The following is a 13983-nucleotide window of genomic DNA, read 5'->3' on the forward strand; positions in this document are numbered from 1 at the left end:
GACCATGCCCGCCGGTGTGAACGTTCCCGTCCTGATCGGCGCGGTGCCGCTGTTCACGGTCACCAGCCTGTCCCTCAGCGAGGGGTATCAGGTGGCCAGGATCGCCGGCAGCCGCCTCGCCCAGCTCGTCGCGCCGACGACCAGATCGATCAGCGTGGAAGCGGTACTCGTCGGCAGGACCCGTCTGTTGTCCAAGAAGGGTCTGGAGGCGATGGCGCTCACCTCGCGTGCGCTGGCTGGCTCCACAGCGCCCTTGATGAAGGTGGCCGGGCTGCCGGTCGTCTGCGGGATGACCGTCAGCCTCGACATGCAGATCACCAGCTTGCGCTTCACCCAGTCCAACCAGAAGCGCGACGCCCTGGACGTCACCATCAGCCTCGAACAGGTCCCCCGCTCCAGCCTGACCGCGATGCTCGGGGAGGCCATGGATCTTGCGCTCGCCGCGGGCTCCGTCGCGATCCCCAGCGTGAGCGAGATGATTTCTCCGGCCCGCCAGCTGGGAGGTGGACTATGACCGCCGAACTCCTCTACCACCGGCTTCCGGTCGAGCCCGACGCGGGGCTTCCTCAGGTCTTCCGGTGCCCGGTGGGCGACATCGCCTACGACTTCGCCCTGTACGCCAATTTCGACGGGGGTGAGGACGACCCGCCCGAGACGCTGTACGACCTTGCGGAGTGGAGCCGGGTGCCCCAGCCGATCAAACCCGAACTGCAGCCGGTGCCCCCCGGCCACCTGGTGCTCAGGGTGACCGGGCCCGGTCCCGACGGCCCGCGCGTCCTCTTCCTGCGCAAGCTCGTGCCCGAGCCGGATCTCGTCCACGCCGCGGGACCGCTGGCCGTCAAGCTCGTCGAGGCGACGGTGGCCCGCGGGAACCTCAACGGAAGCGGCCACTACGGCTCCCGGATAGTGATCGGGGTGGCACAGCGATGGGTGTGATCCTCTGGTACCTGCTCGACTTCCCGATCCTGCGGCAGAAGATCTCGAACGACGCCCGCAGCGGGTCGGTGCTGGCCGACGCCGAGATCACGATCAAGTACGAGATCGGTGAACCGGGAACGTTCGACATCACCTTCGCGGACCTGCCGATCGACCTTCACAAGGCGCTGACGGACGCTCTCGTCAAGAAGACCGGCCCCGAGGCCGGAGTTGACGTCGACATCCACCTCGGATACCTGGACGACCCCTCCGCTCGGGAAGTGGTTCTGTCGGGCAGGGTCGACGCGATCAAGTCGACGACCCGGTTCCCTCCGCTCGCCATGCGCCTCACCGGGTTCGAGGAGGCCGCGTACCGGCTGCTCAACCACACCGACCCACGCAGCAGTCCGCCCACGGCCGCCTTCTCGAAGACCGAGACGACGCCCTACGACGCGGCGAAGCACATCGCCGGGCTCGCAGGGGTCAAGACGGTGGGTCCGGAGGAACCGTGCGCCTACCTCCGCGAGATCAACAGGACCGGGAAGAACGCCTTCGCGCTGCTCAGAGGAGTGGCCGATGAATGGGGGTACGAAATCCTCGTCCAGGACGGGGCGGTCCAGTGCGGGAAGACCCTCAGCCATCCGCCAGAGGAGAGCAGGTTCCCCGACATTCCCAAGGACGCGGTGCTCGCGGCCATGATGCTCAGCGAGGAATGCCTCGTCGCGCACAAGACGATGACCGTCGCCCGGCTGGCCGAGTTCAAACCCGCACAGCTGGAAGCGGTCGGCAAACAGACTCTCACCACCGACCCGGCCGACCCGGCGAAGGCCGGGGTCTTCGACTTCACGGTGCTCGGCGTCCCCTCCCTCCGGGCCGGGCAGATGGTGGCGGCCGGAGTGGAGGGCTACGAGAAGCCGCTCCGGGGCTTCCGCGTCCTGCAGTTGACCCACACGTTCTCGCCGCGGACCGGATACACGTGCTCCGGCCGCGCCGTGGAGTTCAGCATGGAGGGCGGCAACCACCGGCGCAGTGAGCTCGCCCGCAAGGCGAGCGCCCACTCCATCGCCGACCTGATCGCAGGCAAGGCCCAGGAGCGTGCCGCCGTCACCCCCTCCGTCGACGTCGGCAACGTCGACAAGGCCATGCCGGCCAAGCGGGTGGCGAGCGTACTCGTCGGCCAGCGGCCCAACGAGGCCATGGCCTCGCCCAGCGTGGACGTGGCGGTCACCGGAGAGAACGGGGAACGGCACGACAAGCCTGTCGCGTCACCCTTCGCCTGGCACAACGTCGGTCTGTCGGTCCCGGTGTACAGCGGCATGCGCGCCCTCCTCAACCAGGTCAGGGACGACCCCGACGACGCCGTGGTGACGGGCTTCCTGTGGGCCAACGATCCCAAGACGGACCGCCCGAAGTCCAAGGAGGGCGACTGGTGGCTCTGCCTGCCCACCGAGCTCACCAGCGGCAACTCGCCCAAGCCCACGGGCAAGGGGGCCAACGACCTGACCGCCGCGGACGGCCGCCGGGTCGTGGAGGCGATCGGGCTGAAGATCGCGATCGGCGAGAAGGCCTGCTCACCCGTCGGCGACCGGCCCACCGAAGGGGACGCCGAAGTCTTCCTGCTCACCCACCAGTCGGGGACCACCGTCAAGATCGACGCCGACGGCAACGTCACCGTCGACGGCGGAAACCAGGACGTGGTGCTCAAGTCCGGGGGAGTGACCCTCACGATCGGCAAGGGAAAGGTGGCGATCAGCTGATGCCCCTCGTACTCGTCGAAGGCGCGATCATCCAATGCACCCACCAGGGCAGGCTCACGTTGGCCGCCGGCGACCCCCGGGCCACCGTCAAGGGCAGCGGAGTCATCCTCGCAGGGAAGGAGAGCGGCCTTGCGTTCGGCTCGGCTGCCACCCCCGTACCGGGCATGATCACGCCCTGCACCGCGACCACTCCCGGCGGGCCCCAGCCCTGCGTCATCACCCCGGCGACCCCCGACGGATGGTCGAAGAAGCTGATCGTCGGCGGCACTCCGGTCCTGCTGGCCACCGCCTCCGGGGTCACCGCGAGCGGGCAGGGACCCGGTCGGTGGACGGTGGAGAACCCCGGCCAGAGCGTGCTGGAGGCCCTCTTATGACCGAGAACGAACCGCTGGAACCGCGCGACGGCCCTCCCGTCGGTGGTGCCGGGGTCGGAGACGGGCCCGGTGGGCAGGCCGGAGACTCCCTCAGGGCCGGCACTTCGCCGCCCACCGCGACGCTCGCGACCGCCTTCGGTCCCTCGGACGCCGTCCGGGAACTGGCCGCCGACATCCGCCCGTACCTGTCGGGCGAGGTCCCGCGGGAAGGCGCACCGAGCCTCGGCCGGAGCCTCGCCCTCGACGACGGGGACCTCGTCCTCGACGGACGCTCCCACGATCTCGCCCTCGTCGTCGGCGCCGAGGCCCTGAGCCAGGCGCTGGGGCTGGGCGTCGCCACCCAGGCGGGCAGCGACCGGCTCAACACCCGGTTCGGCTTCGACCGCCTGGCAATCGGCGCCTACGCCCAGGACCTGCCCACCCGCAAGGAGTTCCTCACGATGGAACTCGTCCGCTGCCTCAGCTCCGACTTCCGGGTCACCGACGTGCGCGAGGTGTTCTTCGACGACGACCCGCGCTATCTGGAGCTGCGGCCCGGACTCGACGAGGAGACCCACCGCCGGGAGGTGGCCGCCGCGCACGCGGCACGCGTCTACGCGGTCTACGCCGTCGTCGACACCGTCGCGAACACCACTCTCACCCTCCGAGCAAGGGGAACCCCATGACCTCCGAGGAACGGTTCGGCGTCGCCGAGGACGGGTTCGTCGTCAAGGGCATCGACCGGATCATCGCCGACCAGCAGACCCGCGCCCGAGCCATGTTCGGCGACGATGTCGACCTCACCTCCGGCAGCGCCCTGCGAAAGGTCCTGGACGCCGCGGCCTTCTCCAGCCACGAGCTGTGGCGAGCCCTGGAATCCCAGTACTACGGCACCTTCATCACCACCGCCGTGGGCCCCAGCCTGGACCTGCTCGGCTGCGACCTCGGACTGCCCCGCCGCGAACTGCGCGCCCGCGGGCCGGTCGGTCTGACGATCGCCCAGCCGGAACTTGACCGCCGCTACGTCCTCCCGCAGGGCACGGTCGTCGTGACCGTGCCGGCGCCCGGCGAGCACATCCTGGCCTTCCGGAGCACGCGGGCCGTCGTCCTCTCCACGGAGCAGTCCTCCGCCACGGTCGACGTCGAGGCAGTCGCGCGCGGCGCCGAGGGGAACATCCCCGCCGGCCGCGAGCTGCGGCTCGACCCCGAATGGGCCCGGCACAACCTCAACCTGGGCACCGCCGAGGTCAAGCCCATCGTGCAACAGACCTTCCAGGACGGGAACCTCGGCGAGTCCGACGCCGTCTACCGGGCCCGTCTGCTCGGCGTCCCCCGCACCGTGTGGACCCAGGAAGCGCTGCTCGCCCAGGTGCTCGACGTGAACGGTGTGCGCGACGCGGCGATCTTCGACCCCCTCGGCGGGGTGGAGGCCACCCGGCGCTCCTTCGGAACCTTCCGCTTCGGCAGCCGCGCCTTCTCCAGGGAGCGTCAGACCGGCTCCCCCTACTTCTTCGACCTCGTCGTCGCCGCCGAGCCCGGCTGGCCCTGGAACAGCGGCGAGGCGCTCGTCCCCGGCGTGTACGACGAGGTCCTCGACGTCGTACGGCAGTGGCGGCCGGTATCGGTCTTCCCCGACATCCTCGCGGCCAACCAGGTCGACGTCGGGATACGCGCCACGCTGGTCGTCGAGGCGGGCCACGACGAGGAAGCCGTCAAGGGCGAGATCCTCGACGCCGTACGAGCCTCCGTCAACCGGCTCCGGCTCGGACACGGTGTGCTCTACTCCGACATCGTCCTCAGTGCCCGCACCGCCGCGGGCGTGGTGGATGTGCAGAGCCTGCGGCTGCGCCGCTTCGCCCCCGCATTCGGGCAGACCTATTACGGCGGAGGCACGTACGGCGGTTCCCATGAACTGTCCGTGGGCGAGAACCTGGACCTCGCCCCCGACGAGATCGCCCGATTCTCCGTGGACACCTCCATGGCCGACCTCCAGGTCGTGGTCACATGAGCACGACGAACCCCTGCGGCCCTCTCCGCTTCCGTGACCCGCTGCCGGGCGGGGCCCTCGCCGTCATGCGGGACGCCCTCCCCGCCACGTACGACCGGGGGATGGAGCGCATGAACGTTCCGCTCGACACCGCGCGGGACGGCGGGAAGGTCCGCGTCAGCGAGTACGGCTTCGCCGGCTACGAGCGCTTCTACGGCAAGCCGCCCGCCTCCCCCCGCTATCTGCTCGCCCCCCGGCAGGACGTCACCGAACCCCTCACCGTCCGGGTCTCCTTCACCCGGGAAGACGGGGCGGCCCCGGAGCACGTGGACGTACCGATCCCCGTGGGCCACCCGGCCGGACGCGCCGTGACAGTGCCGATCCCCGGCTCCGCGGCCGACGTCACCGACCGGCTGCGGCTCGTCGACCTCGCCCCCCTCGCCCCCGCCCGTACCTTCGGGACCGTCACCTGGGAAATCACCGCACTGCTCGGGAACATGGCCAAACTGCTCTGGGTCATCGGCGCGGAACACGAGACCATCGCCGATCACCTCCGGGACGTGACGGCCCAGCGGACCACCGACACCGCCCACGGCGCCAGCCTGGACCTCCTCGGTCTCGACCTCGGCGCACCCCGCTTTCCGCCCCGGCCACACGCGGTGGACGCCGACACGATCGCGCTCTTCCACCTCGACGACGTCCCGCCGTCCGACGAGGACGAACCCCCGGATCCCGAAGCCGAGGTGACCACCGTCGTCGACTCCGCGGCGCCCGGCACACCCACCCGACAGGGTCACAACACAGGCTCCCACAGTGGCCGGACAGGACGCTTCGCGCACGCCTTCGGCTTCGGGCCGGGCGAGAGCCTCATCAGCGTCGGCGACGCTCCGGCCTTCGCCCTCCCCGCCACCGCCTCCTTCACGGTCGAAGCGGTCGTGCGACCCGACCGGGCCACCACAGCGACGACCGGAGCAGTCGTCTCCAAACGCAGGAAGCTCAACACCCCTGAGGACAGGGGCTGGTCCCTGACCTTGGGCACCTTCCGCGGCATCGACCACAACCTCCGCTTCTCCCTCTCCGACGGCAGCCACGAGGTCGCCCTGTTCGCCGACCGCGACCTCGGCGACGGAGCCTTCCACCACATCGCCGGCGCGCTCGCCCGCGGGGGACCTACCTCCACCGTCCTGCTGTACCTCGACGGACAGGAGATGGCCCGCCGCGCCACCGGCACATCCCTCGGCGCACTGACCAGCACCGCCGAGCTCGTGATCGGCCGGGGCACGGAGGTCCTGGACGACGGGGAGACCACCGCGCAGTACACGGGTCTGATCGAAGAGGTCAGGCTGTCCGGCGCGGCCCGTGACACCTTCGACCCGGTCACCGGCGAAGCCGACGAGCAGTACCGCCGCAGGCTCCGGATCTTCCACCGCTGGCTGCTGCCCACAGCCGACGGACTCCAGACCGCGGTGAACGCGGCGGCCGGAGCGATCGCCGCCGACCCGGAAGACCCCGAGCCCTTCGAGGTGAGGGAACAGACCGCTCTTGTGGCCACGGGAGGACACCCCCTGCGCGTCCTCCCGACGGAACTCCTGGTGAGCCAGTCCGTCACCGCCGAGGGCGAATTCGGCACGCCGGAGGAGTCCGCCGTCGGCACCGCCGCCCGGGACGAACCCGACTTCGACCCCGCCTGGCTCATCAGCCATCCGGACTCTCCCGGACTGACCTTCGCGGATGGCGAGGACAGCCGCCGGATGCAACTCGTCGTCGTCCGCGCCCTGGACGCCCTCCGCGACCGCCTCGCCGGACTGGACCGGCCCACGGGAGGCCGGCCCGCGGAACCGGATGTCACGGCCACCGGCTCACTGCACGTCCTCAAGGCGTACGACGACGCCGCCACCGGCCTGCACGGCGTCGGGCGCGCCGTCCTCCTCACCCACGAGCCGGACATCGGCCCCGCACAACTCGGCGCGCTCGCCCACGCGGCCGGATTCGGCTGGGTCCACCACACCAGGGAGGGCCACATCTACGCCGCCCAGCCGCGCGGCGATGTCTTCCGCATCACCACGGGCACCACGGACGCGCCCTCCGGCCTGCCGGATGTCACGGAAGGCGGCGCACTCGTCCTCGGCATCGAGCCCGACCCCTCCCAGCTCACCGATGCCGAGATCCGCTGGTCCGTCCTCCGCTCGGGAGCCGGTGACGCCGTCTTCCTGCCACGCGAGCCCGGCACCCTGCACGCCCTGGGCGCCGGCGACGTCTCGGTCCGGGTCGAGGTCGTGCGCCACGGCCACGTCGGCAGCGGCACCCGCCTGATCCGGATCGGCCTCTCCGACACCGCCCTCACGGCCGGACAGAGCGTAGGCGGCACCGGTCGCCGGGACCCCGTCGAGGTGGCCGCGGCGGGTCCGCCCACCACCGACTTCGACCCGCACATGCTGCGCGTGCGCACCGATGACCTGACCCAGCCCCCGCGCCACGTCGACTACGGCACCGAGCCCGGCAACCGGATGATGCAACGCGTCACCGCCGACGCCCTCGACCGGCTGCTCGACCTGCTATCGGCCATGGCCGGTGACCTCATGGTGCTCAAGTCGTACGTCCCGGAGGTCGAGGGCGAACCGCCCCTGGAGGGCCAGGCCGAATCCGGTCCCGACACCGTCCTCCACGCCCAGGGCCGGGCCCTGCGGCTCCGTCACCCCGCGCTGACCGCCCCGGCCCTCGCGGCACGGGCCTTCGCGGCGGGCTTCGACCTCGTCCGGGTCGACGCACCCGAGTCGGGCGGTCCGGAGACCGTCCGCGTCGCCGTCGCCCCCGGCGAGCAGCTCACGCTGACCGGCCCGAGCGAAGTCGACGCCGGGGAGTCCGTCCTGTTCGAGGTCACCCCCGCCGCCGACCCCACAGCGGCCTGCTTCGCCGCAGACGGCTCACTCGTCTTCCTCGCCGAGCCGGGCACGCACCGGATCACCTCCTTCGCGCTCAAGGCGGATTCAGGGCGCCCCGCTCCCCGGATTCGCCTGAGCACCTCGCGCAGGGTCGCCCCCTTCCCCGGTGCTCTCGCCTTCGGCGGCGGACGCCTCTTCGTGGCGCACGAACGGCTCCGCCGTATCTCGGTCCTGACTCCTGCGAACCTGGAGCCGGCCACCACCCCCTCGGAGCTCACCTGCCCCGGCCCCACAGCCCTGGCGACCGACACCGACCGGCTCTACGCCGGCTGCGGCGACAAGACCCTGCGTGCCTTCGCCCTGACGACCGGCGTGCAGGCGACCCCGCTGCAACTACCGGCCGTGCCGAAGTCCCTCGTGGTTGCCGCCGGCAGCCCCTTCCTGTTCGCCGTTCTGGACAACGGCCGATGGTGCCGTGTGCAACGCGCGCCACTGACCCTGCGCGAGACCGTCGACACGGGCGACCCGAAGGCCCACTCCGCCGCCGTCACGGCGGACGGGAACAAGCTGTACGTGATCTGCCCCGGAGCGGGTTCGGGCGGCGGCGGAGGCATCCGGGTGTACCGCCCGCCGGGCCAGAATCCGACGGCTCTCATCGACGGCTTCCCCGCAGGTGCCGAGCCGGTGGCGCTGAGCCTCAGCGGCGACGGGAAGCTGCTGTACGTGGCGACGGAGGGCTCGGCATCGGCGGCCGGCCGGGTGCACCTCGTCGACGTCGCCACCGACCTCCGCCTGCCGCAGGTGTTCAGCCCCGGACGAGGCGGGACCGCCCTCGCAGCGAGCCCCTCCGGTGCCCCGTACCCGCCCTGCCTCGTCATGGCTCCGCGCCGCGGCGGCACCGTGCTCCTCGCCGATCCCGCACCTCTCGGTGAGCATCCGCCCGCCCCGCCGCGGCTCGACGCCGAGCTTCCGCTGGGCACCGGTATGGGCGAGGTACTCGCGTGGTCGTCCACTCCGGAAGGCCACGGAACCGCCGAACCGGCGACGCCCGACGCCCCGGTGTGCAGGGTCGTCGGCCGCGTACCCGGACGGGTCAGCATCCGGGCCACCTACCTCCCCGGTGAGGGGCTGCGGCCCTACCAGTGCGAGGTCCGGCTGAAGCCCACGCTGGAGTCGCAGGCCGGCGTGGCCGTCACGAAGGAGCAGTACGACCTGATCCTCAACGTTCTCAACTGGTTTCACCCTCTCGGCGTGGAATGCCGCACCGACCGGCTGAGAACCCTGGCCGGTCTCGACCCCGAGGAGGCGGAACGGCCCCGTCTTTACACCTTCCCGACGTATCACGTCGCGGATCCGTTCTCATCACCCTTCATCCACCTACGCGAGGACGACCGTCATGATTGAGCTCTACCGACCTCAGTTCAGCCACAAGGACTGGATCGACAACCGGGACCGTGTCCAAGCGGGCGGCGAGGACGGGCTCAACCAGCGGTTCCACCTGCTGGAGGACGAGTTCGCCGGGCTGGCGCAGAACCAGATCAACAAGATCATCGAAGCGCTGGGCGCACCGACGAGTTTTCTCACACTCACCCCGGCCCTGGTGCGCTACACCGACGCCGGAACCGAGCGGACGGCCTGGTCGCAGGCCATCGACATGGTCGAGAAGTTGGATGGCAAGACCGAGGCGCACGGCTTCATGAACGTCGTGCTTCCGGAAGGTGCTTTTGTGCGGTCGCTGCTCGTGACCGGGACCAATGTGTCCAGCACAGGCACGCTGAAGGTGAGTCTCGTCAGCCGTGACATCAAGAACAGCGCAGGCGGAACCAACGTCCTCGTCGAGTCCACGAATCTGGGCACCCCTGTCGAACTGGACGGCGACGTGAAGATCTCGAACGAGTCGCGCCGCTACTACCTGAAGGTCGACGTCGACGGCGCGGAAGCGAACAAGGCGGTGAAGGTCTTCTGCGTCCGACTGGCCTACCAATGACTGTCCGGAGCGCCCTTCGGCGCACCGAGAGGAGACGACCATGTCAGCCGCGGGACCGATCACGGGACAGGACGAATCCAGTGGGTACGCAGACCCGCCGGCGTTCGGTGTGTGGGGGGACAGCTCCGAGGGGAGCGGTGTCATCGGCAGCAGCGGGAACACGGGCACGGCCGAGGAACCGGTCGGTGGCGTGTTCGGCGACAACAAACAGGACGGCGGCATAGGAGTCGTGGGCCGGTCCCAGAACGTCCAAGGGGGCACGGGCGTTGCCGGGATCAGCGTCGGCGGGGTCGGGGTGTCGGGCCTCGGCAAGGGAACCGGCCCCGGGGTGTTCGGCAGGGGTGGTCAAGGCCCGGGCGTGAAGGGCGAGAGCGCCCAAGGGATCGGAGTCACGGGCAAGGGAGCTCCCAAGAGCCCCGGCGTCCTCGGCATCGGCAGCGAGGGTCCTGGAGTGGAGGGCAACAGCGTCCAGGGCGCGGGTGTGTCCGGCATGGTCACCGGGCCCGGCCCTGGGCTGCTCGGGTCCTCGACCGCCGGCCCCGGGGTGTCGGGCACGAGTGCCGGCGGCCCCGGCATCTCGGGCGAGGGCACCGGCTCCGGCCCGGGGGTCACGGGCTCCGGTGTCACCGGCCCCGGGGTCCAGGGAACCAGCGCCCAAGGCGACGGCGTCACGGGCACGGGCGGCAGCAGGGGCGCGGGCGTCGTCGGCACGGCCACCGCCGGCCCCGGACTCTCGGGAACGAGTGCGGAAGGTTCCGGAGTCCTCGGCCAGGCGGGTGGCGCCTCACCGGGAGTGGACGGGAAGTCCCCGGCCGGACCGGGAGTGTCCGGCACGAGCACGGACGGCCCCGGTGTCGCGGGCGCCAGCACAAAGGGCGACGGCGTCACCGGCGAGGGGAAGGGCAAGGGCGCGGGCGTCTCGGGCCGTGCAGCCGGCGGCCCGGGCGTCTCTGGTACCAGCACCAGCGGCGTGGGCCTCCATGGCACGGGCGGAGGGACCTCCGCCGGAGTCGAGGGCGTCGGCTCGTCCGGCGCGGGTGTGCTCGGTACGAGCACTCAGGGCGCAGGAGTCTCAGGCAGCAGCACGCAGGGGGTGGGCGTCACCGGGAAGGGTGGCGGTGCGAACGCCGGCGTGGAGGGAACCGGCGCTTCGGGCCCGGGCGTGGCCGGCAGCAGTACGCAGGGCGCCGGCGTCACCGGTACCGGAGGCGGATCCAGCGCCGGCGTCGCCGGCACCGGCACCGGCGGCGCCGGACTCAAGGGCGTCAGCACCAGCGGTGCGGGCGTCCTCGCCGAGAGCACGAGTGGCGCGGGTGTCTCCGCGTCGAGCACTCAGGGCACCGGTGTCTCGGGCACGAGTACGCAGGGCGTGGGAGTGTCCGGCAAGGGCGGTGGCGCGAATCCCGGAGTACAGGGCACCGGAGGTGCCGGGCCCGGCCTGTCCGGGAGCAGTACGGGGAACGCCGGGGTGTTCGGCAAGGGCGGCGGCACGAATCCCGGCGTCGAGGGCACCTGCACCTTCGGTTCGGGCGTCTCCGGCACCAGCGCCCAGGGCTACGGAGTCGAAGCCGACGGAGCCACCGGTCTGTACGCGACGGGGGCGTCGCGAGCCGCCTACCTGGACGGCGACGTCGTGATCACCGGAACGGTGTTCGAAGGCGCGAACCGCATGAGGATCGACCACCCGATCCAGCCCGAAGACCGCTATCTGGTCCACGCCGCGGTCGTGTCCTCCGAGCTGAAGAACGTCTACGACGGCACGGCCGTCCTCGACGAGGACGGCTTCGCAACGGTCGAACTGCCCGACTGGTTCGAGTCGTTGAACGAGTCCTTCCGCTATCAGCTCACCGCCGTCGGCGCGCCGGCCCCCGATCTCCACGTCAGCCGTCCCCTCACCGACCACACCTTCACGATCGCGGGGGGCGGGGCGGGCCTTGAGGTCTGCTGGCAGATCACCGGAGTCCGCTGCGACGACTGGGCCCGGGCCAACCCGCTGACCACCGACGAGATCAAGCCCGAGGAGGAGAAGGGGTTCTTCGTGCACCCGGAGCTGATCGGCCGGCCGGCGGACCGTTCCCTCCCCGCCCTCGTCGCCCAGCCCGCAGCACGGGACACCGCGCCCCAGGAGCGGCCGGGGCCAGGGTGACCTGGCGCCGTGTGAGTCCGTCTCCGGGCTGGCTCCCGTTCATGGCCCGATGGCCCGATGGCTCGGACGGGGGAGGACAGAGCTTCAACGACCCAACGGTCCCTGGCTGACCCCGATGCGCAACGCCTCTCCGGCGACGGGTCCCCGTGGACAAGGACAACGACGCGGTCACCGCGTCACTGGCCGACTGAGCGGCACCCGGCTCCGGCGCCACCCCTCCCACGTCACACGGCAAGGGAGAGCCGGGGGACCCGGTCGGGCGTGTCCCGGCCAGCTTGCTGGCGGCATGGGCACGCTCTTCAAGTCCTGCGATTGCGCCAGTCAGACTCGTTGCCCGCACGCGACGTCTGGCCGTAGGGTGGCTGACCGCCCACTCCCTCGTCGTCGGCGCCGAGCCAGAGGTTCGGGTCGTAGGGCACGTCGGACACCGCTACGAAGTGCCGTTGGGGCGACGGAAGCGACCGCAAGGCGCTGGAGATCCCGGCGGCGTCGATCCTCAGCCGCTCCACGTCGTTCACCAGTCTGAGGAGCTCGGTCGGCTCGCCGATCCGGGATCGTTGCGTGTCGATCCATCGGGCGAGCTGGTCGATCCTGCCCAGCAGCTCGCTGACCGCAGCTTCGGGAGTGGTCATGATTCACCTCATTGTGGTGGGTTGCCATGCTTGCTGGAGGGCAGGTCGGCGTGCTTGGTGTGGAGCTTTCTCAGAGAGCGGTCCGTCATCGGGCGCCGGTCCTCCCCGAGTCGGTATGACATCCGTGCGTCGGCCCCGGGCCCGGGCCGGTTGGTTCGGGCGGCGCGCTGGTCTGCAACCGTAGTCCGGGGTTCAACGAAGGGTGAACCCCAGACTTTCCAGGGTGGGTTGCTCGACTTCCGGGGGCGGGGATACGGGCCCAGCCGCTTGGTGAGCAGCCCGATCAACTCGAGAACACCACCGGGCCCGTGCGGTGGTTGAGGTCAAACCTGGCAGAACGGGTGGGCCGGGGCGACGGAACGTCTTGCACCGAGTGCTGACGATCGTGGCCGTGCCGGCGGCGTCACGGATCGTTCGTACGGCGCCGACCTGGCCGAACTGGGCCAGACCGAAGTGGTAGGGGCCGCGAGCAGTGTCTCGCTCCGAACTGTCAACGCCCGCGCACGATCTGACGACCTGCGGTCCGCCTTCCTCGTTGGCCTCCGGCCGGAACAGCGTGTTGTGAACGGTGGCTCGGGGCGGGCGCCGGGGTCGGGCACCATGTCGTACATGACGAAAAGCGATATCTGGCGGCTGGTTGCGGGAATCCTCGCGCTGACACTGATGCCCGAGGAGCCGTGGGACGGGGAGCGCGACCGCCTGTTGCTACTGATGGACGATCTCGCCCGTCTCGACGGTGATCTGCCCGCGGGGGTCTCGGCGCAGGAGGCCGTGGATATCGTCTCGGGCGAGGCCGAGGACCGGATCAGCCTGCTCATCGGCGGGTTCGTCGCGGCGTTCGTCCGGCTGGCGGCGGCGTATGACGAGACCGGCGGCGACACCTCCGCGCTCGATGAGGTCCGGGCCATGGCGCTGGAGTGGGTCGCCCTGAACGACTGAGGCGCACGGCGGTCTCGGCAGGCGGTGACGGGGAGGACGGACGTGGGGGGATTGTCCGTCCTCCCCGTCACCGCCCGGCGCTGCGAGGGTCGCCGGTGGCGGACCACGATCGCGGCGGCCGACCGACGCGCACGGTAACGGGGGGACCGTGCGAGCCGGCATTCGGGTGGACTGTCGTGCCATTGTGCCGTCGAGCCTCGGGAATCCGACGGCTCTTCGCGTCATGTTATCTTTTGCGGTCGCCTTTTGAAAGGGTGTGAAAGCCGGTTTCGAAACCAGCCGGATACGCCCAGGTGCGCCCGTCGGGCTGGGGCTTGTTAGGGGTTGTCGTGCGCGATCGGTTCGCTAGCGTGTAAGCGAACGTGACGTGATCCTGCCTAGACGG

11 protein-coding genes are annotated in these 13983 nt (G+C 70.8%); 10 read left to right on the forward strand and 1 reads right to left on the reverse strand.

The features are described from left to right. Window positions 1-4 precede the first annotated feature (4 nt). From SH922_RS36910 to SH922_RS36950, 9 genes are read left to right on the forward strand one after another with little or no spacing between them, the layout of a single operon-like run. Entirely contained in the window at window positions 5-514 is a 510-nt protein-coding gene (locus SH922_RS36910) for a hypothetical protein (RefSeq protein WP_327319622.1), read from the forward strand. Beyond that, window positions 511-936: a hypothetical protein gene (locus tag SH922_RS36915; RefSeq protein ID WP_393062892.1), complete on the forward strand. Its 426-nt coding sequence runs from the start codon at window positions 511-513 to the stop codon at window positions 934-936. The genes SH922_RS36910 and SH922_RS36915 overlap by 4 nt, the downstream gene beginning before the upstream one ends. Beyond that, a complete protein-coding gene (locus tag SH922_RS36920) occupies window positions 927-2672 on the forward strand; it encodes a hypothetical protein (protein ID WP_393062893.1) in 1746 nt (581 codons plus the stop codon). The genes SH922_RS36915 and SH922_RS36920 overlap by 10 nt, the downstream gene beginning before the upstream one ends. Beyond that, a complete protein-coding gene (locus SH922_RS36925) occupies window positions 2672-3046 on the forward strand; it encodes a hypothetical protein (protein WP_393062894.1) in 375 nt (124 codons plus the stop codon). The genes SH922_RS36920 and SH922_RS36925 overlap by 1 nt, the downstream gene beginning before the upstream one ends. Further along, a complete protein-coding gene (locus SH922_RS36930) occupies window positions 3043-3711 on the forward strand; it encodes a hypothetical protein (RefSeq protein WP_393062895.1) in 669 nt (222 codons plus the stop codon). Before SH922_RS36925 ends, SH922_RS36930 begins: the two co-directional genes overlap by 4 nt. Beyond that, window positions 3708-5033, forward strand: a complete 1326-nt coding sequence (locus SH922_RS36935; RefSeq protein WP_393062896.1) for a baseplate J/gp47 family protein — start codon at window positions 3708-3710, stop codon at window positions 5031-5033. The genes SH922_RS36930 and SH922_RS36935 overlap by 4 nt, the downstream gene beginning before the upstream one ends. Further along, window positions 5030-9298 carry a LamG-like jellyroll fold domain-containing protein gene (locus tag SH922_RS36940; protein ID WP_393062897.1) on the forward strand — a complete coding sequence of 1423 codons (4269 nt, stop codon included), beginning with the start codon at window positions 5030-5032 and terminating at the stop codon, window positions 9296-9298. The genes SH922_RS36935 and SH922_RS36940 overlap by 4 nt, the downstream gene beginning before the upstream one ends. Further along, window positions 9291-9881, forward strand: a complete 591-nt coding sequence (locus tag SH922_RS36945; protein WP_393062898.1) for a hypothetical protein — start codon at window positions 9291-9293, stop codon at window positions 9879-9881. The genes SH922_RS36940 and SH922_RS36945 overlap by 8 nt, the downstream gene beginning before the upstream one ends. Window positions 9882-9921: 40 nt before the next feature. Further along, window positions 9922-12027, forward strand: a complete 2106-nt coding sequence (locus SH922_RS36950; RefSeq protein ID WP_393062899.1) for a beta strand repeat-containing protein — start codon at window positions 9922-9924, stop codon at window positions 12025-12027. 299 nt (window positions 12028-12326) lie between these two features. On the opposite strand, the gene SH922_RS36955 is transcribed toward SH922_RS36950, so the two are convergent. Continuing rightward, window positions 12327-12659: a hypothetical protein gene (locus SH922_RS36955; protein ID WP_393062900.1), complete on the reverse strand. Its 333-nt coding sequence runs from the start codon at window positions 12657-12659 to the stop codon at window positions 12327-12329. 609 nt (window positions 12660-13268) lie between these two features. Here SH922_RS36955 and SH922_RS36960 point away from each other — a divergent pair. Continuing rightward, a complete protein-coding gene (locus SH922_RS36960; RefSeq protein WP_393062901.1) occupies window positions 13269-13598 on the forward strand; it encodes a hypothetical protein in 330 nt (109 codons plus the stop codon). Window positions 13599-13983 lie beyond the last annotated feature (385 nt).

Source organism: Streptomyces sp. LN549, from assembly GCF_043203805.1.
Taxonomy (GTDB): domain Bacteria; phylum Actinomycetota; class Actinomycetes; order Streptomycetales; family Streptomycetaceae; genus Streptomyces.

Coding starts and splice junctions, on each gene's coding strand:
- SH922_RS36930 (WP_393062895.1), top strand. CDS start 3,043: ATGACCGAGAACGAACCGCTGGAACCGCGCGACGGCCCTCCCGTCGGT.
- SH922_RS36940 (WP_393062897.1), top strand. CDS start 5,030: ATGAGCACGACGAACCCCTGCGGCCCTCTCCGCTTCCGTGACCCGCTG.
- SH922_RS36920 (WP_393062893.1), top strand. CDS start 927: ATGGGTGTGATCCTCTGGTACCTGCTCGACTTCCCGATCCTGCGGCAG.
- SH922_RS36925 (WP_393062894.1), top strand. CDS start 2,672: ATGCCCCTCGTACTCGTCGAAGGCGCGATCATCCAATGCACCCACCAG.
- SH922_RS36915 (WP_393062892.1), top strand. CDS start 511: ATGACCGCCGAACTCCTCTACCACCGGCTTCCGGTCGAGCCCGACGCG.
- SH922_RS36950 (WP_393062899.1), top strand. CDS start 9,922: ATGTCAGCCGCGGGACCGATCACGGGACAGGACGAATCCAGTGGGTAC.
- SH922_RS36935 (WP_393062896.1), top strand. CDS start 3,708: ATGACCTCCGAGGAACGGTTCGGCGTCGCCGAGGACGGGTTCGTCGTC.
- SH922_RS36960 (WP_393062901.1), top strand. CDS start 13,269: ATGACGAAAAGCGATATCTGGCGGCTGGTTGCGGGAATCCTCGCGCTG.
- SH922_RS36955 (WP_393062900.1), bottom strand. CDS start 12,659: ATGACCACTCCCGAAGCTGCGGTCAGCGAGCTGCTGGGCAGGATCGAC.
- SH922_RS36945 (WP_393062898.1), top strand. CDS start 9,291: ATGATTGAGCTCTACCGACCTCAGTTCAGCCACAAGGACTGGATCGAC.
- SH922_RS36910 (WP_327319622.1), top strand. CDS start 5: ATGCCCGCCGGTGTGAACGTTCCCGTCCTGATCGGCGCGGTGCCGCTG.